This window comes from Methylobacterium sp. DB0501, from assembly GCF_011043735.1.
GTDB lineage: Bacteria > Pseudomonadota > Alphaproteobacteria > Rhizobiales > Beijerinckiaceae > Methylobacterium > Methylobacterium alsaeris.
Map to the genome: position 1 here is coordinate 122,747 of NZ_JAAKGV010000019.1, position 24,143 is coordinate 146,889.

General features: G+C 70.7%; 27 protein-coding genes. 7 read left to right on the top strand and 20 right to left on the bottom strand.

Annotated elements, in window-relative coordinates; all coding sequences use genetic code 11:
- Positions 1–171: 171 nt before the first annotated feature.
- From flhB to flgB, 6 genes are all read right to left on the bottom strand, one after another.
- The gene (flhB, locus tag G4G93_RS25285; protein ID WP_165088521.1) at positions 172–1,236 is read right to left on the bottom strand and encodes a flagellar biosynthesis protein FlhB; all 1,065 of its coding nucleotides are present in this window, start codon (positions 1,234–1,236) and stop codon (positions 172–174) included.
- A 4-nt stretch (positions 1,237–1,240) separates the two neighbouring features.
- On the bottom strand, positions 1,241–2,014 hold the full coding sequence (fliR, locus tag G4G93_RS25290) for a flagellar biosynthetic protein FliR (protein WP_165088524.1): 774 nt from the start codon (positions 2,012–2,014) through the stop codon (positions 1,241–1,243).
- 61 nt (positions 2,015–2,075) lie between these two features.
- Entirely contained in the window at positions 2,076–2,342 is a 267-nt protein-coding gene (fliQ, locus tag G4G93_RS25295; RefSeq protein ID WP_139039904.1) for a flagellar biosynthesis protein FliQ, read from the bottom strand.
- A 16-nt stretch (positions 2,343–2,358) separates the two neighbouring features.
- Positions 2,359–2,664 (bottom strand): flagellar hook-basal body complex protein FliE, encoded by a 306-nt coding sequence (gene fliE / locus G4G93_RS25300; protein WP_165088526.1) that lies wholly within the window; start codon positions 2,662–2,664, stop codon positions 2,359–2,361.
- A gap of 2 nt (positions 2,665–2,666) precedes the next feature.
- Positions 2,667–3,077: a flagellar basal body rod protein FlgC gene (gene flgC, locus G4G93_RS25305; protein ID WP_165088529.1), complete on the bottom strand. Its 411-nt coding sequence runs from the start codon at positions 3,075–3,077 to the stop codon at positions 2,667–2,669.
- Positions 3,078–3,179: 102 nt separating this feature from the next.
- Positions 3,180–3,584 carry a flagellar basal body rod protein FlgB gene (gene flgB, locus G4G93_RS25310; protein WP_165088532.1) on the bottom strand — a complete coding sequence of 135 codons (405 nt, stop codon included), beginning with the start codon at positions 3,582–3,584 and terminating at the stop codon, positions 3,180–3,182.
- Positions 3,585–3,851: 267 nt separating this feature from the next.
- On the opposite strand from flgB, the gene G4G93_RS25315 reads away from it, so the two are divergent.
- Both G4G93_RS25315 and fliP read left to right on the top strand, forming a co-directional pair.
- Positions 3,852–5,003, top strand: coding sequence for a hypothetical protein (locus G4G93_RS25315; protein WP_246737005.1), 1,152 nt, complete (start codon positions 3,852–3,854; stop codon positions 5,001–5,003).
- Positions 5,004–5,156: 153 nt separating this feature from the next.
- Positions 5,157–5,912 carry a flagellar type III secretion system pore protein FliP gene (gene fliP / locus G4G93_RS25320; RefSeq protein ID WP_165088537.1) on the top strand — a complete coding sequence of 252 codons (756 nt, stop codon included), beginning with the start codon at positions 5,157–5,159 and terminating at the stop codon, positions 5,910–5,912.
- Here fliP and G4G93_RS25325 read toward each other — a convergent pair.
- From G4G93_RS25325 to G4G93_RS25340, 4 genes are all read right to left on the bottom strand, one after another.
- Complete coding sequence (locus G4G93_RS25325; protein WP_165088540.1) at positions 5,900–6,196, bottom strand: hypothetical protein; 297 nt, start codon at positions 6,194–6,196, stop codon at positions 5,900–5,902. The two genes, fliP and G4G93_RS25325, sit on opposite strands and share 13 nt — an antisense overlap.
- Positions 6,197–6,218: 22 nt before the next feature.
- Positions 6,219–6,593: a hypothetical protein gene (locus G4G93_RS25330; RefSeq protein ID WP_206290015.1), complete on the bottom strand. Its 375-nt coding sequence runs from the start codon at positions 6,591–6,593 to the stop codon at positions 6,219–6,221.
- Between the two features lie 68 nt (positions 6,594–6,661).
- Entirely contained in the window at positions 6,662–6,982 is a 321-nt protein-coding gene (locus G4G93_RS25335; protein WP_165088543.1) for a hypothetical protein, read from the bottom strand.
- A 53-nt stretch (positions 6,983–7,035) separates the two neighbouring features.
- Entirely contained in the window at positions 7,036–7,926 is an 891-nt protein-coding gene (locus G4G93_RS25340; protein WP_165088545.1) for a DMT family transporter, read from the bottom strand.
- Between the two features lie 276 nt (positions 7,927–8,202).
- Between G4G93_RS25340 and G4G93_RS25345 the strand changes: the two genes are divergently transcribed.
- On the top strand, positions 8,203–9,084 hold the full coding sequence (locus tag G4G93_RS25345) for a YihY/virulence factor BrkB family protein (RefSeq protein ID WP_165088671.1): 882 nt from the start codon (positions 8,203–8,205) through the stop codon (positions 9,082–9,084).
- Positions 9,085–9,101: 17 nt separating this feature from the next.
- Here the strand turns inward: G4G93_RS25345 and G4G93_RS25350 are convergent, their stop codons facing one another.
- Complete coding sequence (locus G4G93_RS25350) at positions 9,102–10,358, bottom strand: SfnB family sulfur acquisition oxidoreductase (RefSeq protein ID WP_165088548.1); 1,257 nt, start codon at positions 10,356–10,358, stop codon at positions 9,102–9,104.
- A gap of 119 nt (positions 10,359–10,477) precedes the next feature.
- On the opposite strand from G4G93_RS25350, the gene G4G93_RS25355 reads away from it, so the two are divergent.
- Positions 10,478–10,693 carry a hypothetical protein gene (locus G4G93_RS25355; RefSeq protein ID WP_165088550.1) on the top strand — a complete coding sequence of 72 codons (216 nt, stop codon included), beginning with the start codon at positions 10,478–10,480 and terminating at the stop codon, positions 10,691–10,693.
- Positions 10,694–10,749: 56 nt separating this feature from the next.
- Here G4G93_RS25355 and G4G93_RS25360 read toward each other — a convergent pair whose 3' ends face one another.
- The 5 genes from G4G93_RS25360 to G4G93_RS25375 all read right to left on the bottom strand — a co-directional run bounded on the left by G4G93_RS25360 (position 10,750) and on the right by G4G93_RS25375 (position 15,685).
- Positions 10,750–11,430 carry a uridylate kinase gene (locus G4G93_RS25360; protein WP_312892261.1) on the bottom strand — a complete coding sequence of 227 codons (681 nt, stop codon included), beginning with the start codon at positions 11,428–11,430 and terminating at the stop codon, positions 10,750–10,752.
- Positions 11,431–11,535: 105 nt separating this feature from the next.
- On the bottom strand, positions 11,536–12,342 hold the full coding sequence (locus G4G93_RS36070; protein ID WP_312892267.1) for an HWE histidine kinase domain-containing protein: 807 nt from the start codon (positions 12,340–12,342) through the stop codon (positions 11,536–11,538).
- Between the two features lie 3 nt (positions 12,343–12,345).
- The gene (locus tag G4G93_RS36075; protein WP_312892262.1) at positions 12,346–13,032 is read right to left on the bottom strand and encodes a PAS domain-containing protein; all 687 of its coding nucleotides are present in this window, start codon (positions 13,030–13,032) and stop codon (positions 12,346–12,348) included.
- Positions 13,033–13,090: 58 nt separating this feature from the next.
- Positions 13,091–13,495, bottom strand: coding sequence for a response regulator (locus G4G93_RS25370; RefSeq protein ID WP_246737006.1), 405 nt, complete (start codon positions 13,493–13,495; stop codon positions 13,091–13,093).
- A gap of 414 nt (positions 13,496–13,909) precedes the next feature.
- A complete protein-coding gene (locus G4G93_RS25375; protein ID WP_165088553.1) occupies positions 13,910–15,685 on the bottom strand; it encodes a glucan ABC transporter ATP-binding protein/ permease in 1,776 nt (591 codons plus the stop codon).
- Between the two features lie 277 nt (positions 15,686–15,962).
- On the opposite strand from G4G93_RS25375, the gene G4G93_RS25380 reads away from it, so the two are divergent.
- Both G4G93_RS25380 and G4G93_RS25385 read left to right on the top strand, forming a co-directional pair.
- The gene (locus tag G4G93_RS25380) at positions 15,963–16,736 is read left to right on the top strand and encodes a motility protein A (protein WP_139039090.1); all 774 of its coding nucleotides are present in this window, start codon (positions 15,963–15,965) and stop codon (positions 16,734–16,736) included.
- Between the two features lie 73 nt (positions 16,737–16,809).
- Positions 16,810–17,643, top strand: a complete 834-nt coding sequence (locus G4G93_RS25385; RefSeq protein ID WP_165088556.1) for a flagellar motor protein MotB — start codon at positions 16,810–16,812, stop codon at positions 17,641–17,643.
- A gap of 24 nt (positions 17,644–17,667) precedes the next feature.
- Here the strand turns inward: G4G93_RS25385 and G4G93_RS35570 are convergent, their stop codons facing one another.
- Entirely contained in the window at positions 17,668–18,351 is a 684-nt protein-coding gene (locus tag G4G93_RS35570) for an RraA family protein (RefSeq protein WP_312892263.1), read from the bottom strand.
- Positions 18,348–19,268 carry an amino acid ABC transporter substrate-binding protein gene (locus G4G93_RS35575; protein WP_206290016.1) on the bottom strand — a complete coding sequence of 307 codons (921 nt, stop codon included), beginning with the start codon at positions 19,266–19,268 and terminating at the stop codon, positions 18,348–18,350. Before G4G93_RS35575 ends, G4G93_RS35570 begins: the two co-directional genes overlap by 4 nt.
- A 211-nt stretch (positions 19,269–19,479) precedes the next feature.
- Here G4G93_RS35575 and G4G93_RS25395 point away from each other — a divergent pair, with 211 nt between their 5' ends.
- Positions 19,480–20,382 (top strand): LysR family transcriptional regulator, encoded by a 903-nt coding sequence (locus G4G93_RS25395; RefSeq protein ID WP_165088559.1) that lies wholly within the window; start codon positions 19,480–19,482, stop codon positions 20,380–20,382.
- 7 nt (positions 20,383–20,389) lie between these two features.
- Here the strand turns inward: G4G93_RS25395 and G4G93_RS36080 are convergent, their stop codons facing one another.
- Positions 20,390–20,905, bottom strand: coding sequence for a CAP domain-containing protein (locus G4G93_RS36080; RefSeq protein WP_312892264.1), 516 nt, complete (start codon positions 20,903–20,905; stop codon positions 20,390–20,392).
- Complete coding sequence (locus G4G93_RS36085; protein ID WP_165088564.1) at positions 20,902–23,556, bottom strand: DUF3772 domain-containing protein; 2,655 nt, start codon at positions 23,554–23,556, stop codon at positions 20,902–20,904. Before G4G93_RS36085 ends, G4G93_RS36080 begins: the two co-directional genes overlap by 4 nt.
- Positions 23,557–24,143: the final 587 nt, after the last annotated feature.

Genomic DNA, 24,143 nt, shown 5'->3' on the forward strand with positions numbered 1-24,143 from the left:
TCCCGCTCATGCTGCCCGTCACGGGCCGGTCTCGTCCGTTCCCTAGCAGGCGCGGCGTTTCCGTGGAATGAATTCCCGGTTCGTTCCCGGGACTTCGTCATACGGCTTCGCCCAGGCGCCGCGCGGGCCCTCTCGATGCGGTGCGCGGACGATAACCCTCCGGACCTCGTATCAAGGGCGCCGCCGCAGGCGCATCACGTAGCCGATCACCTCGGCCACCGCGCGGTAATGCTCGGGGGGCACCGCGGCGTCGATCTCGACGGTGGCGTGGAGCGCGCGCGCCAGCGGCGGGTTCTCGACCACCGGCACGCCGTGCTCGCGCGCCACCTCGCGGATGCGCAGGGCCAGGACGTCGACGCCCTTGGCGACGCAGACCGGCGCCGCCATCCCGGCCTCGTAGCGCAGGGCGACGGCATAGTGGGTCGGGTTGGTGACGATCACGCTCGCGTCCGGCACCGCCGCCATCATGCGCTTCTTGACCCGCTGCATGCGGATCTGGCGCATCCGCCCCTTCACCTCCGGGTTGCCGTCCTGCTCCTTCATCTCCTCCTTGAGCTCCTGCTTCGTCATGCGAAGCTTGGCCCGCCAGCGGAAGCGCTGGTAGAGCGCGTCGCCGAGGGTGACGACGATGTAGGCCGCCAGCACCGCGCCCATCAGCCGCAGGCAGAGCGCGAGGGTGCCCTGGAGCATGGCCGGCGGCTCGAGCCGCACGAAGGCCTCGAGCCGGTCGCGGTCACCCCACAGGACGAGGCCGGCGGCGACGCCGACGAGCAGGATCTTGACGAGGCCCTTGCCGAACTGGAACCAGGCCTCGGGCCCGAACAGCCGCTGGAGGCCGGCCATCGGCGAGACCCGGCTCCACTTCGCCCCGAGCGTCTCGGCGGTCCAGACCAGCGGGTGCTGGACGAGGCCGCCGACGACGGCCGCCGCCGCCACCGCGCCGACCGGCACCGCCAGGGCGAGCGCCGCGGCGACGACGGCGCGGCGGCCGAAGGCCAGGTAGCCGGCCGGATCGGAGGGAACCTCGTGCAGGTGGGCGAGCAGGCCCTGCAGCTCGGCGAGCAGCCCGCGCGCCACCGGCGCGGCGCCGACCATCAGCACCAGCGTGAAGGTGCCGAGCATCAGGAAAGTGGTGACCTCCTGGCTGGTGGCGACGTCGCCGCGCTTGATCGCGTCGTCGAGGCGTCGCTGGCTCGGGTCTTCGGTGCGGTCTTCCTGGTCGGCGTCGTCCGACATGCGCTCACGGTCTCCCGAGATCGGCCAGGAAGCGGCCGAGGTCGTCGACGAACACCCCCATCATCACCCCGATCGTCGCCAGCATCACCAGCATGCCGATCATGATCGAGGCCGGGGTGGCGACGAAGAACACCTGCATCTGCGGCATCATGCGCGAGAGAACGCCGAGGCCGAGGTTGAACAGGATGCCGAAGGCGATGAACGGGGCCGAGATCTGCACCGCCAGGGTGAAGCCGCGGGCCACCGCCCGCACCGCGAAGGCGGCGGCGTCGCCGGTCGCCGGCATGCCGACGGGCGGCATGAGGGCGTAGGAATCGCGGATGCCCTGGAGCGCGAGGTGATGGAGGTCGGCCGCGAGCACCAGCGTGAGGCCGAGCAGGCTCAGGAAGCTGCCGAGCGTCGCCTGCTGGTTGCCGAGGGCGGGGTCGACGGTCATCGCGTAGGAGAGGCCGAGCTGCTGGGCCACGACCGTGCCGGCGGTCTGGAGCGCCGCGATCACCGCCCGAACGCTCAAGCCCAGCACCAGCCCGACCGCGATCTCGCCGATCAGCACGCCGATCAGCGCCGTGCCGGGGCCGCCGGGCTCCGGCCCCGTGCCGCCGGGCAGCAGCGGGCGGGCGACCGGGAACAGGACGAGGGAGAGGAGGAGCGCGAAGGCGAGGCGCAGGCGCGGCGTCACCATCGCCTCGCCGACGCCCGGCATCAGCATCACCAGGGTGCCGACCCGCGCGAAGGTGAGGAGGTAGGCCGAGGCGAGGCCGGGCAGGAGGAGGTTCACGTCCGGCCGATTCGGGAGCGGGTGGAGGGTCTCACGCTTCTCGGGCGGATTGTCCGCCCGCTCAACCCCCCGAGGCGATCCGCGCGGCGATGCGGGTCATGTAGCCGGCCAGCGCATCGCCCATGAAGGGCAGCATCAACAGCATCGCGGCGAAGACCGCGACGATCTTGGGCACGTAGATCAGGGTCTGTTCCTGGATCTGGGTCAGGGCCTGGAACAGCGACACGACGAGGCCGACGACGAGGGCGACGACCATCAGCGGGCCGGCGACCTTGAGGAAGGTGAAGATGCCGTCGCGGGCGACGTCGAGGATGGCGAGGCCGGTCATCGCGGAGACGGTTCCTTTAGATCTGCATCCGCATGATGTCCTCGTAGGCCGAGATCACCCGGTCGCGCACCGCCACCAGGGTCTGGAGCGCGGTCTCGCTCTCGGCCACCGCCGTCACCACGTCGACGACGTTGGCCTTGCCGGCGGCGACCGCCATGGCCTGGCCGTCGGCGCGCTTGCCGGCCTCCGAGACCCCGTCGAGGGCCGAGGAGAGGAGCTGGGTGAAGCCGCTCTCCCCCGTCCCGGCCGTGCCGGCCGCCTGCGGGCGGCCGATGTTCTGGATGGCGGCGTAGGCGCCGGCCGCGAAGGCGTTGGTGGTCATGGTCAGGCCTTGAGGATGTCGATGGTGCGGGACACCATGCGGTTGGTGAGCGTGACCATGTTGAGGTTCGCCTCGTAGGAGCGCTGGGCCTCGCGCATGTCGACGGTCTCGACGAGGACGTTGACGTTGGGCATCCGCACCTCGCCGTTGGCGTCGGCGGCGGGGTTGCCCGGGTCCTGCTTGGAACGGAACGGGCCCTGGTCCCGGCGGACCTTGCCCAGATCCACCACCGTCGCGTCGAGCGCGCGGTCGACGTGGTTGCTGAAGGTCGGGATCTTGCGCCGGTAGGGCTCGGCGGTGGCGCTGGTCGGCGCCGAATCCGCGTTGGCGATATTCTCCGAGATCACCCGCATCCGGCCCGACTGAGCCTTGAGCCCGGAGGCCGCGATGCCGATCGCCTTGCTGAAATCCATGGAAGCCACCTTGCGGCCGGAGTGACGATCAAGCGGATGGGGGCCGGTGCGACGCGACGCGACGGAGACCGCCCGGAAGGAACTGCCGGCCTTCGCCGGGAACTATCTGCCGACCGCGGTACGCAGGGTCTGCAGGCTCTTGCGGTAGAGGAGGCTCGCGAGCTGGTAGTCGCCCTGGTTGTCGGCGGCCTTGAGCATCTCGTCCTCGAGGCTCACCGCGTTGCCGCTCGGCGTCATCTCGAAGCGGGTGCCGGTGCGCTCCTCAGACGGTCCGCCCGCGCCGCTCCCGGCGAGGTGCAGGCCGCTGGTGCGCTCGACGCCGAGACCCGGCAGCCCCGCGGCCGCCAGGGCGCCGTCCGGCTGGAAGCGCGGCGCCTTGAGGTCGCGGGCCCGGAAGCCCGGCGTGTCGGCATTGGCGACGTTCTCCGCCAGGACCTTCTGGCGCGTCTGCTGCCATTGCATCCGGTTGCGCAACATCGCGACGACGGGGAGATCGGTGACCGACACGGGGAGGCCTTCCGGTTTAGACCGGCACAATCTGCCTAGCGCATGGTTAAAAGCTGGTTAAGACGGGCGAGGCGCGATCATCCCGTTCCGCGCCGCCCGTCCCGCCCGCCCCCGCACCGCCAAAGCTGTTAACGATATGTTAAGGTCCCCTGCGCAGGCCGGTCACAGCCGTGCTAGAAGGCGTCACATCCTCGGCGCGCCCCGCGCACGCTTCACTTGAGAGACCGCGCTTTGCTCTCCTCGATCCTCGGGACGGACGGTTCGCCCTTGCTCTCCTACCTGATCGTCTTCCTGATCATGGTCGTGCTCCTCAGCCTCTTCGCCCTCGGGGCGAAAAGGTTCGCCCGGGGCCGCCTCACCCTCGGGGGCAACGGAAGCACCAGCCGCAGCCGGCAGCCGCGGCTCGGCATCGTCGACATCTACGAGCTGGACCGCCAGCGCCAGCTGATCCTGCTGCGCCGCGACAACACCGAGCACCTGCTCCTCGTCGGCGGCCCCAACGACGTCGTGATCGAGCGCAACATCGTGCGGGCCGGCGGCAACCGGGTCTCGGCGGAGCTGTCGGACCGGTCCGAGCCGGACGCCCCGGAGGTTCCGCTCACCCTGCCGGCCGGCACGGAGCCCGCGCCCCTGCCGCCGCCCTTCCCCGAGCCCGAGACGCCCGTGCGGGCGCCCGAGCCGGCGCGGGCCGCCCCCGTCTTCGCGCCGCCGCCGCCTCCGGAGCCCGTGCCCGAGCCGGTGCGGCCGGCCTCGCGCTTCAACGCCTCGCGCCGGGTCGAGCCGCCGAGCCTGCGCGCCGCCCGCCAGGCACCTCCGCCCCTGGAGATTCCGCCCGAGGCCCCAGGGGAGGCGCCGCCCTTCGCGGTGCCGGTCCCGCCTGTGGTGACCGCGCCCCCGCCGATGCCGGAGCCGGTCCTGCCGCCCGAGCCGGCGCCCGCTCCCGCCGGCACCCGCGGGGCCGAGCCGCGCACGGTGGATGCGACGATCCTCAACGACATGGCCCGCCAGCTCGAAGAGGCCCTGCGGCGGCCCTCCTCGGCGGTGGCGCCGGCCCGCCCGGCGGCCCCGGCGATGAGCGCCCCGGTGATGAGCGCCCCGCCGGAGCCGGTCGCGCCCCCGCCCGTCCCCGAACCGGAGCCGGCCCCGCCYCCCCCGCCYCCCCCGGAGCCCGCACCTCTGCCCGAACCCGCGCCTCCGCCCGAGCCCCCGCCGCCCGAGCCCCCGCCGCCCGAGCCCGAGCCGGCTCCGCCGCCCCCGCCGGCGCCGGAACCGGTGCCCGAGCCGCCCCCGCCTCCGCCGGCCCCGCCGGAGGAACCGGCCCCGGCCTCGAAGGCGCCCTCGGTCCAGAACCCGTTCTCGGTCGAGGAGATCGAGGCCGAGTTCGCCCGCCTCCTCGGCCGGCCGCTCGACAAGCGCTGAAGGCCTGTCGCCGAAGGGGTGGCGCCGAACACCGGTGCCGGAGGTCTTCGCGCCGGATCTGTTGCACCGGAACCGCGCCCGCCCGCCCTCGACAGGGTGCGGCGGGCGCGGCGCTTGCGGGCCGCGGCCCCTGAGCCCAAGGGTGGAACCGCCATGGCGCCCCCGAATCGCTCGTCCCGTCTCCCCCGTCTCTGCCGCGCCGCGGTGGCCCTGCTGTTCCTCTCGGGCGGCTCGGCGCTGGCGCAGAGCCTGACCGTCGATCTCGGCCCGAGCGGCGGCGTCACCGAGCGGGCCTTGCAGCTCGTCGCCCTCATCACCGTGCTGGCGCTGGCGCCCTCGGTCCTGGTGATGGCGACCTCGTTCACCCGGATCGTGGTGGTGCTGTCGATCCTACGCTCGGCGCTGGGCACCCAGACGGCGCCGCCGAACGCGGTGATCGTCAGCCTGTCCTTGTTCCTCACCGCCTTCGTGATGGCGCCGACGGCGCGGGAGGCTTACCGCACCGGCATCGAGCCGCTGCTCGCCGGGCAGATCCAGCAGGGCCAGGCCTTCGAGCGGGCGAGCCAGCCGTTCAAGGCGTTCATGCTGCGCAGCGTGCGCGAGAAGGACCTGAAGCTCTTCCTGGACCTCGCCCGCGCCGGCACGCCGGCGACGCCGGAAGCGGTCGGCCTCGAGGTGCTGACCCCCGCCTTCATGATCTCGGAGTTGAGGCGCGCCTTCGAGATCGGCTTCCTGCTGTTCATCCCGTTCCTGATCATCGACCTCGTGGTCGCGTCGATCCTGATGTCGGTCGGCATGATGATGCTGCCGCCCGCCACCGTGGCGCTGCCGTTCAAGCTGATCTTCTTCGTGCTGGTCGACGGCTGGACCCTGGTGGCCGGATCCCTGGTGCAGAGCTACGGCGGCTGATCGCCGGGCCGATCGCCATGGGGTCGGGGTCCCGGCACTAGGCCGAGGGCCCGGCCGGCGAGGTGGGCCGGCACGCCGCGGCGCATCAGCCGGTCGCGGCGCGCCCGGTTCGCGAGGCCCGTCGCCTGCGCCGCCGCCGCATCGACGATCGGCTGCGTCCAGGCCTCGAACCAGGCGATCTGCACCGCCAGCCCGAGCAGCACCATCTCGCCGGCCAGCACCTGCGAGGCGAGGACGACCCGCCGCACCTGCGCGTCCAGCGGGATGGCGGGCGGTGGGCTCATGGCATCCGGGCCGCCCGCACCGTCATCGCAGGGCGGCCTCCGGCCGCACGGCCTCGGGGCCCGGCCGGACGGCGTCGATCACGTGGGCGGCCGGGACGGCCTCGACGAGCCCCGGCTCGATGGGCGCGGGCGCCGAGGGCTCGATTGGATTGTACGGGCGGTTGTAGCAACGGCAGATCGCGAACCAGAATGCCGCGCGCTCCGCGGGTGTGAACCGGCTCAGGCAGGCCTCGAGGGCGTCCTGGCCGGCTTGGGCGAGATGCGCGCGCGTGCCCTCGTCGAGGCGGTCGAGCCCGGCGGCGGACGCGAGGTCGATGGCACGCTGGTCGGGATCGTCCGGCGACGGCGCGTGATCGCGGGAGGCGGTGATCGACTCGGATATCGTCGGCTCGGCCACGGCTCGACTCCCTGACGGTTTTCCACGCCAGATCTAACGCCGAACGTCTCGCTTCGATCCGCCCCGTGTCAGTGCTCCGGAAAGAACGGCGGCGGGATGTTGTAGATCGGCAGGTTGGTGTTGCGCGGCAGCCAGGCGTGGAAGACCTCGCCCTCGCGCTCGCCGTAGGAGACCGGCCGGACCGCGATGCCGCGACGCAGGCCGGGATGGGGGGAACCCATTCGGGGCAGACCCGCATGGACCCGGTGATACCGGCGGACCGGCGCATAAGCCGGCCTCGGCATGCGCCCGTAGCCGGCGGGCGCCGGGCGGTCGACCTCGCCGTCGGCCGCCGCCGGGGCGGCGAGCGCCAGCATCATCAGTCCGGCAGTCAAGGCGGGGCGCAGCATGCGGGCGGTCTCCGAGATCCCGCGAGCTTAAGGCCGCGAATCCCACCAGGGGCTTAACCGCGGCTCGCGATCGCCACCCCGGCCACCGCCACCACCATGCCGAGGAGCTGCACCGGCGCCAGGGTCTCGCCGAACAGCCCGAACGCCATCGCGGCCGAGACCGGCGGCACGAGGTAGAACAGGGCCGCCACCCCCGCCACCGCGCCGCGTCGGATCAGCCCGAGCAGGATCAGGATGCCGCCGACCGACAGGCCGAGCACCGCCCAGGCGAGGCCGAGGAGCAGCGGCACCGAGAAGTCGAACTCGCCGTGCTCGGTCAGGAGCGCCAGCGGCAGGGTGAGGAGCCCGGCGCCGACGAACTGGGCCGCGGCATTGGTGCGCAGGTCCACCGCGACGGCCTTGCGCTTCTGCCACAGGGTGCCGAGCGTGATCCCGATCGTGCCGCAGAAGCAGACCGCGAGGGCGACCGGCGGGATGCCGCCGCCGACGCCGATCCGCGGCGCCAGCACCAGCCCGGCACCGAGGAGGCCGACCGCGATGCCGAGCCAGCGCAGGCCCGAGACCCGCTCGCCGAGGAGCGGCCCCGCCACCGCGGCGGTGAGCAGCGGCTGAAGGCTCGCCACCAGGGCGGCGATGCCGGCCGGCAGCCCGCGATGCACCGCCCAGAACACCGCGTCGAGATAGACGCCGTGGATCAGGATCCCGGCCACCATCGCGTCGCGCCAGCCGGTCCAGCCGCGCGGCCAGGTCGCACCGGCGGCGAGCGCCAGGCCCGACAGCACCATCGCGCTCAGCACGAAGCGCACGCAGAGGAAGGTCAGCGGCTCGGCATGCGGCGCGATCAGCCGCGCCACCACGAAGCCCGTGGCCCAGATGAGCACGAACAGGCCGGGGGCCAGGCGGGTCGGCCAGGATGCGTCGGACAGAGGCAGGAGGCGGCTCATGATGCCTGCGCAACGAGCACGAGCGCGGCCGTTCCGCAACCGGGAACCGCGTCGGGACGGCCCCGTCGGCGGCGCAGGGCTCGAACCCGGACCGTCCGTGCCCGGAAGGACGCGGGCGCCGGATTTTGGTCGGCCCGGCTTTCCAGGACGGGCCTGCCCGCTCTACCTGAGGCGGCAGGCCCGCTGGCGTGAGGTCCGCCGGCGACACCATGCCTGCCGGGGAGGAAGCCCGCCGGAAGGCCCGTGACGTCCCAGCCCGAGAGCCCGCGCGCCGTGATCCGTCCCCGTACCGCCCTGGAGATCGCCGCCATCGCGGCGCAGCGCTTCGTCGCCCACGACGGCTGGGCGATCGCCAGCCACATCGCGCTCTCGCTTCTGACCTCGCTTTTTCCGTTCCTGATCCTGCTCACGGCGCTCGCCAGCGTGTTCGGCACCAAGTCGCTCGCCGACGAGGCCGGAAACCTGCTGTTCGAGATCTGGCCGAGCGAGGTGGCGGGGCCGATCGCCGGCGAGGTCCACCGGGTGCTGACCGAGCAGCGCGGCGGCCTCCTCACCCTCGGCGCGGTGCTGGCGCTCTACTTCTCGTCGAGCGGGGTCGAGAGCCTGCGGGTCGGCCTCAACCGGGCCTATGGCCTGCGCGAGATGCGGCCGTGGTGGCTCACCCGCCTCGAATCGATCGGCTACGTGATCTGCGCCGCCTTCGCGATGCTGGCCTTCACCTTCCTGGTGGTGCTCGGGCCGCTGGTCTGGCGCGGGCTGGTGCTGGTGGCGCCGGGGCTGGAGCCGCTCGGCCTCACCGTGGCGGTCGGCCGGGTCGGGGTGACGGTGCTGCTCGTCTCGGCCGTGCTGGTGATCGCCCACAAGTTCATCGCCGCCGGGCGCCGGCCCGTCACCCTGGTGCTGCCCGGCATCGCCGTGACGCTGTGCCTGTGGGTGCTGGCCGGGATCGGCTTCGGGATGTACCTCGACCGGTTCTCGAACGCCTACGTCTCGACCTACGGGGGCTTGGCGACCGCGATGGTGTTCCTGGTCTTCGTCTACTGGCTCGCCGCGATGTTCCTGTTCGGCGGCGAGATCAACGGCACGGTGATCGCCGCCCGCCGCCGCCGCCTCCAGGCCCGGGCCCAGAGCCGGCGGGATACGATCAAGTTGCTGTAGGGGGGACTCCCAGGCCGTCAGCTCCAGGCGTGGAACGGCGGGTTGACCCCGTTCAGCGCGTGGTTGCCGACGATCGCCACCTTCCAGCGCACCGGATCGTGGAGGGTATGGGTGCGGGCGTTGCGCCAGTGCCGGTCGAGATTGTGCTCGGCGAGCGTCGCGCGGGTACCGGACAGCTCGAACAGGGTGTTGGCGGCGGCGAGCGCCACCTCGGTGGTCAGGACCTTGGACTCGGCCACCGCGAGCTGGGCCGCCGCCACGCTCTCGGGCGTCGGATCCGCGACCGCCGCGTCGATGGCGAGCCCGGCCCGGTCGAGCAGGGCCTCGGCGGCGTGCTGGCGGATCGTCAGGTCGCCGACGGCGCGGATCGTGTAGGGGTCGTCGGAGGCCCGCTCCTGGCCGCTGTCGATCCAGGGCCGCGCCTTCTCGCGCACGAAGGCGATGGTGTCGTCGAGGGCGGCGCGCCCGATCCCGGCATCGATCGCCGCCTGGATGATCTGGAAGATCGCCCCGTCGACCCGCGGTGCCGTGTAGCCGCGCCAGGCCGGCACGAGGCGGCTCTTTTCGACCCGCACGTCGTCGATCAGCACGGTGCCGCTGGCGGTGCCGCGCTGGCCGAAGCTCGACCAGTCGTCGATCACCGTGAGGCCCGGGGCATCGCGGTCGGCGATGGCGTACCAGGGGCGGCCCTCGTCATCGACCGCGACGATGGGCACGAGATGAGCGAGCAGCGCCCCCGTCGCGTAGAACTTTCGGCCCCGGACGACGACGTGGTCGCCGTGATCGGTGAAGCGGGTCTCGAACTCGGCGGCCCGCTTCGTGCCCTTCTCCGAGAAGGCGTTGCCGAAGCGGATGCCGGCCAGCACCGCGGCGAACAGCTCCGCCTGCTGCTCCGGCTCGGACACGGTACGGATCGCCGCGACGATGCCGAGGTGGTTCTGGGCGATCTGTGCGATCGAGGGATCCGCCGCCGCGATGATCGCGACGACCTGCGCCAGCGTCCGGTAGGACACCTCCGGCCCGCCATGGCTGCGCGGCACGTTGATCGACCACAGCCCGCTCTGCGAGAAGGCGTCGAGTTCGGCCAGCGGCCGCGCTCCGGTGCGGTCGCGCTCCGAGGCGCCCTCCCGGAACCGGGCCGCGAGGGCGTGGGCGATCCGGATCGCCTCCGCGTCGTCGCGGATGACGTGGGCGGGCTCGGCCGGGCGGGCGGGGCCGGGCGCGCCCTGCGGCGCAGGGTCGGCGATGTGGCTCGGATTGACGGCGATGTTCATGGGAGGCTCCGCAATCGGTGGACAGGATTGGCGGTGGGGTGCATTCCCCTCCCCAGCGCGCATGGGGAAGGGTCCGGCTCTCGCACAGGCAGGATCGCCGGTTCATCGGAGCGATGAAGATGACGATCGTCGATCGATTGGCACGACTGGATCGCGCCGCAGAATATTTCCCGATGGATGCCGTTTCGTCAAACGAAGCATCCTGTTTAATTTTACTGATTTCTGGAAATTCGTTCTCGCCGATCAGCGATCGTGCAAAAGCATTTTTTCGATCGGGGTCCGCCGGCTGCGATCACCGACCTTGGGGTCGAAACCCGGTCAGCTTGACCGCATGACGGGCTGCCATCGGCAAAGGACCGCTCGACACAGCCTCGGTGGAAAGCGGTCTCATTCAGTCCAACCGACCTCCCACCCTTGCAACGAGCCGGGGCTTTGCGAAGTCGTCGTTGTCGATGATCGTGTCGCAGTTGCCCTCCGGATCGCAGAGGCGTTCATACAGGGCATACGCGGGACGGTAGCGCTTCCCATAGAGATCGCGCGCTGCCATCTCGCCCCCGAGGCGGTCCGTATCCCGACCCAGGCCGCGGGCCTCCGCCATCTCGGCTGAGGTCCGCACGAAGAGCGTCACGTCCCAATGGTCACGTAGCTCGTGGCGTTGGAGGAAAGTGCCATCCACGATCAGGATGGCGTCCTCGGCTGCCACTTGCGGCTCTTGAGCTATCGGCTGGTCGGCGTCGAGGTCGAAGGACGCGGTGCGATACTGCCGGTCACCCTTCGGGCCCAGCGGGGCGAGCAGGAGGGTGACGACGGAGGGAAGATCGCGTGCGTCATAATAGTATCCCTCTGCCGAATACCGGCCTCGGGCGTAGCGCTCAACACGTGGGCGGTGGAAGCCGTCGATGGACGTCCGGATCACGGGCCGCCCTGTCTCAACAAGCAACGCGGCAATCTCGTCGGCGAGCGTCGTCTTGCCCGAGGCCGTTCGTCCATCGACCGCGACCCTTACCGGGTGGCCCGGACGCAAGCGTCCGAGGCGCGTGGCGACTTCGCTGAGTGTGTCCGTCCTGTTCACTGTAGGCTCGCGCTCGTCGATACTACGGAGGCTTAGCGACAGCTCCTTAGGGTCAGCTTCATGACGCCTGCGGGCGTCCGCCGAGGGTGGAAACGGGACGGACGGCTATGAGAGTACGTCCATTCGAATGCGGGCATCCGTTTCGGCGTCTGCCAGTGGGGCGACAGCTGTGAAGACGACACCTTCGGAGCGAAAGTCGAGGTCGACACGCCCGCCGATCTCTGCAGCCAGCACACGCCTGATGAGCTGGGTTCCGAAGCTCGTCCGGTTCGGGGGTACAACGGGGGGACCGCCGGTTTCCCGCCAAATCATGTGCAGGAGCGGACGATCCGGCTCGCCCACAATCTTCCACGCGACCTCGACAATGCCTGTTGCGGCGGATAGGGCACCGTATTTGGACGCGTTCGTCGCCAGTTCATGAAGCGCCAGGGCATAGGCGACGACGAGCTGGGGCGGAAGGCGCAGATCCGGTCCCGACAGTCTAAATCGGTCGGCATCCTCGACGCCGAAGGGCGTCAGCGAGCGCATGACCAGGTCATGCATCGAGACGCTCCCGAATTCCTCGGAAACCAGCAGGGTGTTGGCCGCCGCCATCGCCTGGATGCGCGCCGTCAGCGTCACGCCGGCATCCTGCAGCGAGTCGGCGCGCCGCATGGTCTGCGAGACAACGGCCTGCAGGGCGGACAGCGTATTCTGCACGCGGTGATGGAGTTCGCGGCTCAGCAAGGCGCGATGACTCTGTACCGCCCGTCGTTCCGTGATGTCTTGCGAGGTTCCCGTGATGAGGATCGGCGTTCCATCCGCCCGATAATGCGCCTTTCCCCTGATCTGGACCCAGCGCACCTCACCGGAGGGCGTAGTCAGGCGATACTCGGCATCGAGAAGCGACCGGTTCGCGATGGCCTGCTCGATCGCTTAGTGCTGGATCGCACGATCGTCTGGGTGGATGGAGGCCTGTAGTTCTTCGAGGCTGAGCGGGTCTTGGGGCTGGCGCCCGCAGATCGCCTTGCAGCTATCGGACGCTGTCAGATGCCCGGTGTCGAGGTTGATGCTCCAACTGCCAAGCTGTCCCGCTTCCAGAGCGAAGCGCAGGCGCTCCTCGCTCGCCTGCAGCTCAGCATTGCGCCGCGCGACCTCCGCCTCCAGATCGTGCCGGTCGCGCTGGAGACTCACCAATCGCTCGCGCTCCAAGGTCACATCGAACTGAGAAGCAAAGAAGTAGGTGAGCTGCCCATCCTCCCCGAACACCGGCGAGACCAGGAGGCGGTTCCAGAACGTCGAACCATCCTTCTTGTAGTTCAGAAGGTCAAGCTCGATCGGTACCCTGCTCTCGATCGCGCGTCTCAAGCGCAGCACCTCCGCGCGGTCGGTCTCCGGTCCCTGCAGGAAGCGGCAGTTCCGCCCGATGATGCCGCCCCGGTCGTAGCCCGTGAGCCGGGCAAACGCCGCGTTGGCGAAGACGATCGGGTTGTCGGCCTGTCGCGGGTCCGTGATCAGCATGGGCATGCGCGTGGCGCGGACAGCCGAAGAGAACGGGTCCGGCCCGGAGCCCGCCCGCGTCAGCTCGCGAATGATGCGAGCTTCCTCCTCGAAATTCGGCACCTGTATCCGTCCCGCCTCGGTCGTCTCAAGCGCTGCTATATACCGCTACGGTGCCAGCTCATGAAGTGGGCGAGAGACCGCAGTCTCGGCTGAACCGCAAAGCCAGGAGCGACCTCCGCAGCCCCCGCTCGGCGCAGGGCTTGACGATGACGTAAGCCTTCGGCGGGAGCAGCGCCGCCTCGCCTGAACAGACGATGGTCCGTGTCTCCCGCCAGCGCACGCGGACGGCATGCGCGAGGTCGCAGCCGTCCATCGGCCCCGGCATATTGAAATCGGCGTAGAGGAGCGCGATGCCTTCACGGGCTTCCAGGTGCCGTAGCGCGTCCTGGGCATGTTCGGCCTGAAGCACTTCGAAGCCGAGATCAGACAGCATGTCGGCGGCCGCCGCGCGGACGATCGCTTCATCTTCGGCGAGGACAGCGACGGGGCGGGATCCTGCCATGGATCCAGCAATGCCGGTCATTGCCACGTGTTTCAGCGTGTCCTTAGATATGCACGAGCCGTCGGCAACGCAGGCCCAAGGATGACTGCGTCCGAGATGCGCCGACGGTCTTGGGGTGCCCGCAATAGTTCGAAAGCCGACCTACCCACGATCAAGCTGAACGAGTTTCGACCGCGAGCCGGCCGCGGGGCCGGCTATCGGTGGAGATGATCGGCATGGCCGTCTGGTGCGCCGCCGGATGGGCTCATCCCCGCCGGGCCCTGCATACCCTCGGCAGCCATGCCGCCCTCCTGGTCATTCCGGGCTCCGTTTTCAGGACGATGGAGGATGCGGGCCCCGCCGGCAGCTCGGCCGGAGGCGAACGACATGGCGTCCCGCCCCTCGGACTGCCGACGTGAGAAGGGGCAGACTCTCGCCTGCCCCCTGAGGTCTCCGTCACGCCGCCATCGCGTAGTCCGGCTCCGGCTCGGTCACCATGAACTGGGCCCGGGCGAGGTCGGCGAAGCGGCCGCCCTCGGCCACCAGCTCGTCGAAGGTGCCGCTCTCGACGATCCGGCCCTGGTGGAAGACCAGGATGCGGTCGGCGTCGCGGATCGTCGACAGGCGGTGGGCGATCACGAAGGTGGTGCGCCCCTCCATCACCGCTTCCAGCGCGCCCTGGAGCTTGCGCTCGGTGGCGGCGTCGAGCGCGCTCGTCGCCTCGTCGAGGATCAGGACCGGCGGGTTCTTCAGCAGCGCCCGGGCGATCGAGAGCCGCTGGCGCTCGCCGCCGGACAGCGAGCGGCCGCGCTCGCCGATGACGGTGTCGAGCCCGTCGGGCTGGCGCGCCATGAACTCCGAGGCCTGGGCGCGTTCGAGGGCGTCGAGCATCTCGGCATCGGTGGCGTCGGGCCGGCCGACCTGGAGGTTCTCGCGGATCGAGCGGGCGAACAGCATCGGCTCCTGGAACACCACGCCGATGTTGTGGCGCAAGGAAGAGAGGCCGATGTCGCGCAGGTCCTCGCCGTCGATGCGGATCGTGCCGGCATCGGGATCGAAGGCGCGGTGCAGGAGCCCGAGCGTCGTCGACTTGCCGGAGCCGGTGGTGCCGACGAGCGCCACGGTCTCGCCGGCGCGGGCCGTGAACGACACCCCGTCGAGGGCCGGGCGGGGGCCGTCATAGGAGAAGCGCACGTCCTCGAAGGAGACGTCGCCTTCGAGCCGCACCACCGCCTTGGCGCCGGGCCGGTCGTGGACCGCGGGCACGGTGTCGAGGATCTCGAAGAATTCCTGCATCTTCGGCGCCTGCAGGAACAGGCTGTTGACGAAGGCGACGACCTGGTCGAGCCGGGTGACCAGCATGGTGGCGAGGCTCATGAACGACACCACGTCGCCGACGGTGGCCAGCCCGTGGCCGTGCAGCACGATGCCGGTGACGAAGATCGCCGTCATGGTCAGCGTCGCCGAGGCGCGGGTGGCGACGGAGGCCAGCGCCCACCAGGACAGGACCGGGATCTGGGCGGCGAGCAGGTCGCGGATGATGCCGTGCATCGCCTCCTTCTCGGCCTTGGCGCGGGTGAAGGACTGGATCACCGCGACGTTGCCGAGCGCGTCGGACGCGTGGGCCGCGAGGCCCGAATGGTACGCCTCGACCTTGCCCTGGAGGGCCTCGGTGCGGCGCAGGACGAAGGTGGTGAGCGTGGTGAACACCACCATCAGGGCGACCAGGATCGAGCCGAGCTGCCAGTTGAGGAACAGCGTCATCGGCAGCAGCACGACCAGGGAGACGAGCGCGGCGCAATGGTCGCGGAAGAAGCCGAGCCAGGTCGCCGCCATGCCGCTCGTGCCCTCCAGCATCGCCTTCAGCACCCGGCCGGAATGGTTGGCCGAGTGGAAGGCGAGCGGCAGGTCGAGGACGTGCTCGAAGTAGTTCGCCATCGCCGCGAGCCGGCTGCGATGGGTGAGCCGGTCGGAGTGGAGCGCGATCAGCACGCCGGCGCCGATCGAGAACAGCCCGAACCCGACCCAGGCGGCGACGAGGAGGAGCAGGCTCGACGTGCCGGCACCGCCGGCCGGCAGGTGGGTGAGCCGGTCGATGATGCGGCCGAACAGCACCGGCTCGGCGAAGGCCGCCACCGCCAGGGCGACGTTGGCGGCGGCGAGCAACGCGCCGAGGCGCAGGTCGGGCCCGAGCTGGCCCATGACCCGGACGTAGAGCCTGATCAGCCGCATGAATCGAGAACCTTGGATAGATGCCCCTGGTCGCGGCCCGGGCCCTCGCCCGCCGCCTGCCCCGTGCGCGGCCTTGTTGTGACGGCCGTTCGTTCGCATGGTGGTTTCTATGCCAGATTTCGGCTGAACGGCGCATGACGGCGTCGGCGCCGGGCAGCGGCATTTTTACCGTTCGTTGACCCTGCCGGCCTTAACGTCCGAGGCAGGACAGACGCGACATCCGGCCCGAGCCCCGCGACCGGGGGGCCGCGAGCGCGCATCAAGGGGCCGCCCACAGATGGATATCGCAACCGGCGCCGGCCTCGTCGGCGGCATCGCGGTCGTGTTCGTGCTCATCATGATCGACGGCGGCAATTTCGCCGCCTATTTCGACAAGCACGCGGTGATCGTGATCTTCGGTGGCGCCACCGCCGCCACCATGCTGCGCTTCCCGTTCTCGGTCATCGTGCACGGCGTGCCGATGGGCCTGCGCTACGCCTTCAACATGCGGGCGATCCGGCCGCGCGAGCTGATCGACGAGATCACCAAGATCGCCGACGTGGTGAAGCGCCAGGGCCCGATGGCGATCGAGAACCTCGAGATCTCGGACCCGTTCCTGGCCCAGGGCGTGCGCTACATCGCCGACGGCTACGACCGCGAGTTCATCCGCGACACGATGGAGCGCGACCGCGACAACTTCCTGATGCACCTCGACGAGGGCTCGAAGGTCTACCGCGCCTTCGGCGACTGCGCCCCGGCCTGGGGCATGATCGGCACCATCCTCGGCATGGTGACGATGTTCGCCAACATGTCCGACCCCTCGAAGCTCGGCCCCGCCATGGCGACCGCGCTGCTGGCCACCCTGTACGGCGCGCTCATCGCCAACATGATCACCCTGCCGATCGCCGACAAGCTGCACGTCAAGCTCGAGGAGGAGGACGTCTCGCGCTCCCTCATCATCGACGGGGTGCTGCTGATCCGCGACGCCAAGAGCGCCTCGCTCGTGCGCGAGATGCTGATCGCCTACCTGCCGCACAATCATCGGGACGAGATGGCCGCCGAGGCGGCCTGACGCACCGGGACGAGATGGCCGCCGAGGCGGCCTGACGCTTTCGGGATCCGGGTTCTTCAGGGAGATCTGAGCGGTGGCCAAGAAGAAGCGCGGCGGGGCCCATGGCGGCCACGGCTGGTTCGTGACCTTCGCGGACCTGATGGCGCTCTTGATGAGCTTCTTCGTGATGATCGCGGCCTACTCGACCCAGGATCAGAAGAAGCTCCAGGCGGTGGCGGGCTCGATGCGCGATGCCTTCGGCACCAACCGCGAATCGCGCTTCAACGGCATCATCGAGAAGAACGGCCTGCCCTCGGCGACCAAGTTGCGCGAGGCCCGCGACATCCCGCCGGAGAAGGCCTCCGACCGGGCCGAGCCGCCCTCCGACGACGAGATCCTGGCCGACGGCATCCAGCGCAACGCCTACAAGGATGGCTTCGGGCTCGCCATGACGTCCTTGCGCCAGGCGTTGCAGGACCTGCCGGAGATCGCCGAACTGTCGAAGAGCATCGTGATCGAGGTCACGGCCCGCGGCCTCGACATCTCCCTCGTCGACCAGGACAACCGCTCGATGTTCCCGGAGGGCTCGACCCGGCCGAACGACCGCACCCGCGAGGTGCTGGAGCGGATCGTCCCGACCTTGCGCCGGCTGCCGAACCGCATCGCGGTGACCGGCTACACCGCCGCCGACCGCCCCGGCCGCCGCCCGGCCGCCCCGCCCTGGGAGCTCTCGGCCGGCCGCGCGGTGAGCGTGCGCGAGATCCTGGCCGGCAACGGCCTGCCCGGCGACCGCTTCGCCTCCGTGTCGGGCAAGGCCGACACCGAGCCGCTGTTTCCCGACAACCCGTACCTGCCGGCCAACCGGCGGGTGACGGTGACGCTCCTCAACGAGGCGCCGCCGACGCCGCGGGGGCTCGGGTTTCCGTGAGCCGGACCGGCGAACCGGCCGCGCTCAGCGCGGCGTCCCCGGGGCGTCGGAGGCTCTGGCATAGCGATCGTCGTAGCGCCCCTGCGCGATGAGGCGCAGCACCTCGGCCTCGCGCATCTCCTGCGCCCTGGCTGCCGCCAGCAGGTCGCGGGCCCGGCCGGGCGCGAAGGTGACGACGCCGTCGGCATCGCCGACCACCACGTCGCCGGGATTCACGACCCAGCCGCCGACGCAGACCGGCACGCCGATCTCGCCCGGTCCGGTCTTGTACGGGCCGCGATGGGTGACCGTGCGGGCGTAGCAGGGGAAATCGGACGTCGCGAACTCCGCCACGTCCCGGATCGCGCCGTCGATCACGAAGCCGGCCGCGCCGCGGCTCTCCGCGATCGCCTTCATGATCCCGCCGACGAGGGCCCGATCGCCGTCGCCGCCGCCATCGACCACCACCACGTCGCCGGGCCGGACGCGTTCGAGGGCCCGATGGATGGCGAGGTTGTCGCCGCCGCGGACCCGGACCGTCAAGGCCCGGCCGACCAGCGGCCCGCCGCGGTGGAACGGCCGCAATCCGACCGGGCCGGCGAGGCGGTCCAGGTTGTCGCTGAGCGCTGCGGTCGCTACGCCGCGGAAGGCGGCCAGAAGATCGGCCGGGAGATCGGCCGGGAGATCGCCGAAGAGAGCGGCATCGACGAGGGGGACGGAATCGCTCACGACTTCACCGCATAGGCAGACGGGTCGGGCGAGCTGGTCGGATGCGCGAAGGCGCGCTCCAGCTCGGGCGAGAGCGGCACGTTGAAGTTCAGGCCCCGGGGCGGCACCGGCGACTGGAACCAGCGCCGGTAGATCGTCAGGATCTCGGGGCTGCGGTAGAGGTCGGCGGTCGCCGCATCCGCCAGCGCCTTGAACGGCGCGTCGTCCTTGCGCAGCATGATGCCGTAGGGCTCGGGCGCCGACAGGGCCTCCTCGCTGAGCCGGAAGGCCTCCGGCTCCTTGGACTGGGCGATCAGGATGCTGAGCTGCACGTCGTCGGTGACGAAGGCGGCGACGCGCCCGCTCTCGAGCAGCAGGAAGCCCTCGGCCGGGTCCTTGGCGGTCTGGATGGTCATGCCGAGCTGGCGCTCGGTGTTGATCCTGTTGAGCTGGATGACGTTGGTCGAGCCCGCCACCGTGGCGACCGTCTTGCCGCGCAGGTCGTCGAGGCGCGAGAGGCCGAGGGCCTTGCGCGCCGCGAAGCGCGTCGACGCCAGGAAGTGCGTGTTGGTGAAGGTCACCTGCTTCTGGCGCTCGGCGTTGTTGGTGGTCGTGCCGCATTCCAGGTCGATCGACCCGTTCGCCATCAAGGGGATCCGGGTCGAGGAGATCACGGTCTGCATCTCGACCTTGAGATCGGGCAGGCCGAGGCGCGCCTTCACGGCACCGACGATGTGCTGGCAGATGTCGATGGTGTAGCCGACGATCCGGGCCTGGTCGTCGATGTAGCTGAAGGGCGTCGCGCTGTCCCGCACGCCGAGCACGATGCGGTGGGTGTCCTTGATCTTCCGCAGGGTTCCGGTCAGCTCGTCCGCCGCCGCGGGGGTGAGCAGGGCTGCGACCAGGGGCAAGGCAGACAGCAGGGTGCGGTGACGCATCGCGACGGGCTCCGGTGGCGGTGAGAACCTGGACGGCTCGGCGGAGCAGCGCCCCTGACTCGGGGCCGATCCCATCGGTGTCGAGGTGCCGCGGCGCTGAGCCGTGGGCGGCAGAGTGGGACAAGGCGTTTCGCGAAAAAAGCGATTAAAACTCCTTACCTCACATGCCAGAACGGCATGATCCGGAGCACCTCGCCAGCGGAGACGGGCCGTGCCGACGCTCAAGCAACTCGATGCCCTGCGCTGGGCCGTGGCCCTCGGCAGCTTCGAGCGGGCGGCGGAGCGGCTGAACACCACGCAATCGGCGATCTCGAAGCGGATCCGCGACCTCGAGGCCGCCCTCGGCGCCGAACTCTTCGACCGGCGCCAGCGCGGGGCGCGTCTCACGCCGCGGGGCGAGGCGGTGCTGGCCATGGGCGAGGAGATGCTGGCCTTACGCGATCGGCTGATCGCCCTCGGGGAAGGCGAGACGCCGTCGCTGCGCCGCCTGCGCTTCGGCGTGACGGAACTGACCGCCCTCACCTGGCTGCCGGCCTTCGTGGCGGAGCTGCGCGCCTCCTACGCCCGGATCACCCTGGAGCCGGAGGTGGAGCAGAGCGTCAACCTGCTGGCGCTGCTCGCCTCCGGCGAGCTCGACTTCATCGTCGTGCCGGATGTGTTCTGGCAGCCGGGCTATCTCTCGGTGCCGCTCGCCCGGGTCGAGAATGCCTGGATGTGCAGCCCGCTTCTCCTGCACGAGCGGCAGGCCATCCCCCTCGACGCCCTGATGCGCCTGCCGGTGCTGATCCAGGGCGACCGGTCGGGCTCGGGCTTGTTCTTCGACAAGTGGCTGAAGCAGCGCGGCGTCACCCCGGCCCGCATGATCCGGAGCAACAGCATGATCGCCCTCGTCGGGCTGACGGTCGCGGCGGTCGGGATCAGCTACCAGCCGCGCCACTGCCTCAAGGGGCTGGTGGAGCGGGGCGACCTGCGCCTCGTCGAGAGCGATCCGGCCCTGCCGGCCATGACCTACGTGATGATGTTCCGCGGCGACGAAGCCGCGACCCTCGTCCACACCCTCACCGCCCTGGCGCGGCGGACCTGCGATTTCACCCGGCCGGTCCGCTGGAGCTGACGGGCTGCTACTTCGCCACCAGCAAGGCCCAGTACACCTTGTACTTCGACCCCGGCGCGTAGGCCGTCGCGATCCCCATCCGGGTCGCCGTCGGATCGAGCATCACGGCGTTGTGCGCCGGGCTCTCGCGCCACCCGGAAAAAGCCTCGGCCAGGGTGTGGTAGCCGGCCGAGAGGTTGGCGGCCGGGTCCGGGTAGCCCATCCGGGCCGCGACCGTCTTGACGATGTCGGCCTGGCTCGGGCGGCCGGCGGCGGCCATGGCGGCGGTCTCGGTCTCGGCGAGGCGCTGGAGGCCGGGATCGAGGGCGAGCGGCGGCAATCCCTTGTTGCGGCGATAGGCGGCGATCATGTCGTGGGCCGCCGCCGCGTCGATCTGCGCGCCCGTCGCCGCCATCGGCCAGTACAGGCTCGGTCCCGCGGCGCCGACCGGCGCCCGCGTCGCCTCGGTCGCCGCGCAGGCGGCGAGCGAGAGCGGCAGGGCCAGAACGGCGAGGCGCCTCAGCGCAGCGGGGGGGAGTGTCACGGCACGGTCTCGGCGGTTCGGCGACGCTCGGCCTCGGGCTCGGCGCGGGTCTCGGGCCGGAAGGCGCCAGGCGCGGTCATGCGGGCGATCTGCCCCATGGCGTCCTGCATCGCGTCCAACCCCTGAACCGTGACGATGCTCGATCCGGGTCCGAGATTGGGGATGAGACCCTCCTCCGACAAGGTCCTGAACACCGCAAAGTTGAGGTCGCTCTGCACCTTCGCCTGCGAGCCGACGTCCGCGATCATCGCGATCAGCTCGAATTCGAGGAAGGGATCGCCGATCTTGCGGAACACCACCCGGGGCGGCGGCTCCTTGAGCACGTCCGGATGGGCCTTGGCGCATCCGGCGATCAGCTCGGCGGCGTGGACCGGGTCCTGGTTGCGCAGGACGCTGACGGTGATGGTGACCCGGCCGGTGCGGTCGCCGCGCACCCGGTTCTTCACCACGCCGGAGATCAGGTTCGAGTTCGGCACGATCACGGCCGAGCGGTCGAAGGTCTGGATCTCGGTCGAGCGCACGCTGATGCGGCGGACATAGCCCTCGTTGTCGCCGATCACCACGAGGTCGCCGACCCGGATCGGCCGCTCCCAGAGCAGCAGCAGGCCCGAGACGAAGTTGTTGACGATCGATTGCAGGCCGAAACCGATACCGACCGACAGGGCGCCGGCCACGATGGTCAGCTTCTCGAGGCTCAGGCCCAGATACGAGAAGGCCAGCGCCAGGGTGAGCAGGAAGCCGACATAGCCGCTCACCGTCGAGATCGAGTTGCGCAGGCCGGGATCGAGGTCGGTCGCCGGCAGGTAGGTGTTCTCGAGCCAGCGCTGCACCGCCTTGGTGATGAGGAGGCCCAGCGTGAACAGCCCGATCGCGAGCGCGATCGTCGAGAGCGAGATCGTCACCCCGCCGACGGTGAAGCCGAAGAACGCGGCCTGCGCCCAGGAGAAGATGTCGGTCGAATCGACGCCCCAGGAGGCCAGCAGCAGCACCCCGGCGGCGGTGAGGAGCACCACCCGGACGAAGCCCGAGATCAGCACCGCGATCTGGTTGAGCGAGCGCTTGCGCAGGCCCGTATTGGCCTGGAGCGCCGTGGCGATGCGCGACTCGTCCTGGAGGGCGGAAGCGACCACCGCGTCGATGCTCGAGATCGCCAGGTAGAGGAGCGCCGCCGCGATGGCGGTCCACATCAGCTGGTCGATGAGGAACGACGACAGGGCGATGTAGCCGACGAGGGCCGCGATCCCGATCGCCGCCACCACGATCCAGCCGAGGATGCGCAGCGGACCCCCGATGCCGGCGGTGGATTCGGCGGCGATGTAGGGGCCGAGGCAGGCCTCGTCGGTCTCGGCGCGCGCCGCGAACCGGCGCAGCCCCTCGGCCATCACCACGGCGACCACCGCGGCGAACACGCCCTTGGTGACGATGGTGATCGGCAGGCTGACCGAGATGCCCTCGTTCAGCCCCTCGATGGTGCGGCCGACGGCGATCACCGAGGCGATGGCGATGATGAGGCGGTTGAGCCGCTCGGCGGTGGCGTCGGTCATCGCGACGAGGCGCCAGGCCGGACGGTCGGGCGAGAGCAGCGCATCGGCCATCGCCTCGACCACCGCCACGAAGGCGAGCGAGGCGACGATGCGGTGGGCCGCCGGCAGCAGGCGCAGCGGCAGGAGCCCGGTGACGTCGAGGGTGTAGCCGACGAGGAAGCTGCCGAGCACCGCCGGCACCGCGCCGACGAGGAAGACCCGCCAGGCCGCCAGCACCCGGGCGTAGCGGGTCGGCTGCGCCTCCCGGGACGAGCGGTGCCCGACCCGCGGGGCGATGTGCCGGCGCCCGATATAGAGTGCCACCGACACGCCGATCGCGAGCGCGAGCAGGAACAGGTTGAGCGGCGTGCCCCGGCGCTGGACCTGGGCCACGGAATCGTCGACCGAGCTCTTCAGTGCCCGGACGTCGCGGTCGAGGTCGCCGGCGGCGCGCAGCCACAGGTTCGGGCTCACCAGGCCGTCGGTGCGCTCGAACAGGGCGCGGGTGAAGGCGGCGCGGCGGCGGTTGCTGATCTGGTCGGTGATCTGCTCGCTCTGGACCAGGAGCGAGCGGGCGAGCCGCAGGGTGTCGTCGATCTCGGCGACGCTGGCCTCGCGCTGGGCCCGCTCCTGGGCCACGTCGGCGCCCTCGGGCTCCTTGGGCTTCGGCCCGAGCTGGTTCAGCCGCTCCTTGGCCGCCTCGAGCCGGGGCCCGAGCTGCTCGACGACCTGGCGCAGGCGGTCGGCCACCGGCGGGATGCCCTCGCGCAGCATGGCGAGGTCGTCCTTGTTCAGCTCGCGATGGGTCAGGGCCTGCTCGCGCTGGTCGAGGTCGGCCTTCTCGGCGTCGAGCTGGGCGCGGATCTGCTTGATCTGCTCGGAGATCGGGGTCTGCGGCGGGGGCTTGGCGGGCTCCTTGGCGGGCTCCTTGGGCGCCTCGGCCGCGGCGGGCTGGGCCGGCTTCGCCTCTCCCTTGGCGTCAGCCTTGGCGTCACCTTTGCCGGCCGGCGCCTGGGCGACCGCGGCCGGTTTCGCCGCAGGTCCCTGCGCCGCCGCGAGCCCGGGGCTCAGCAGGGCGACCAACAGGGCGGCGACCGGGGCGATCGTCCATCGGCGGAGCTGTCTCATGCGCAATCCTTCTCACCCGCGTATCGGTCTCGTCTCCCGGCGACCCGACGGAGGCATGGCGGGACGTCCCGGCCGAGCGGCCGGCCGTCCTCGCGATGGGGGTCGGTTCGAGCGGTCTACCTAGGTCATCCGCCCGCGGGGGGAAACCGCGGGGGAGGACCGCACGGGCAGATCGCACGCGGCAAACGAGGTGCACCGCGCAATCGCGGATCAATGGGGCGAAAATCCGGGAGCGGAGATCCGGGAGTGAAAATCCGAGGGGCGACGATCCAGGCTCCGCGGCAACGCCCGCGATGCCGGCGGCGGATTCCTGCGGCCTTTCGGATTCGTGTGGGGCGTGACGAGACGCCCCGAACTGAAACCTTCACAACCCTGTCATGCTGCTATTAGACTAAGCCCCGATGGACACGGCCATTTCGCTCTGCTGCAGGAGGATCCCGATGATCGTCCGCCATCAGCAGCCCAGACGGCGCCCGGATCGCATCCCGGCCGCGCCCCACGGCGTCCGCTTCCCGGGCGGCCGTGGCGGGCATCCGCCATGTCCCCCTACGCTTTCCCCCACTCTTCCCGACCGGCTCGGAGGATAG

Excerpts from the sequence above, each read along its gene's own strand:
- flhB (WP_165088521.1), bottom strand. The coding sequence starts at position 1,236 with ATGTCGGACGACGCCGACCAGGAAGACCGCACCGAAGACCCGAGCCAG.
- fliQ (WP_139039904.1), bottom strand. The coding sequence starts at position 2,342 with ATGACCGGCCTCGCCATCCTCGACGTCGCCCGCGACGGCATCTTCACC.
- fliE (WP_165088526.1), bottom strand. The coding sequence starts at position 2,664 with ATGACCACCAACGCCTTCGCGGCCGGCGCCTACGCCGCCATCCAGAAC.
- flgC (WP_165088529.1), bottom strand. The coding sequence starts at position 3,077 with ATGGATTTCAGCAAGGCGATCGGCATCGCGGCCTCCGGGCTCAAGGCT.
- fliP (WP_165088537.1), top strand. The coding sequence starts at position 5,157 with ATGGCGCCCCCGAATCGCTCGTCCCGTCTCCCCCGTCTCTGCCGCGCC.
- G4G93_RS25325 (WP_165088540.1), bottom strand. The coding sequence starts at position 6,196 with ATGAGCCCACCGCCCGCCATCCCGCTGGACGCGCAGGTGCGGCGGGTC.
- G4G93_RS25335 (WP_165088543.1), bottom strand. The coding sequence starts at position 6,982 with ATGCTGCGCCCCGCCTTGACTGCCGGACTGATGATGCTGGCGCTCGCC.
- G4G93_RS25340 (WP_165088545.1), bottom strand. The coding sequence starts at position 7,926 with ATGAGCCGCCTCCTGCCTCTGTCCGACGCATCCTGGCCGACCCGCCTG.
- G4G93_RS25350 (WP_165088548.1), bottom strand. The coding sequence starts at position 10,358 with ATGAACATCGCCGTCAATCCGAGCCACATCGCCGACCCTGCGCCGCAG.
- G4G93_RS25355 (WP_165088550.1), top strand. The coding sequence starts at position 10,478 with ATGACGATCGTCGATCGATTGGCACGACTGGATCGCGCCGCAGAATAT.
- G4G93_RS25370 (WP_246737006.1), bottom strand. The coding sequence starts at position 13,495 with ATGACCGGCATTGCTGGATCCATGGCAGGATCCCGCCCCGTCGCTGTC.
- G4G93_RS25375 (WP_165088553.1), bottom strand. The coding sequence starts at position 15,685 with ATGCGGCTGATCAGGCTCTACGTCCGGGTCATGGGCCAGCTCGGGCCC.
- G4G93_RS25380 (WP_139039090.1), top strand. The coding sequence starts at position 15,963 with ATGGATATCGCAACCGGCGCCGGCCTCGTCGGCGGCATCGCGGTCGTG.
- G4G93_RS35575 (WP_206290016.1), bottom strand. The coding sequence starts at position 19,268 with ATGCGTCACCGCACCCTGCTGTCTGCCTTGCCCCTGGTCGCAGCCCTG.
- G4G93_RS36085 (WP_165088564.1), bottom strand. The coding sequence starts at position 23,556 with ATGAGACAGCTCCGCCGATGGACGATCGCCCCGGTCGCCGCCCTGTTG.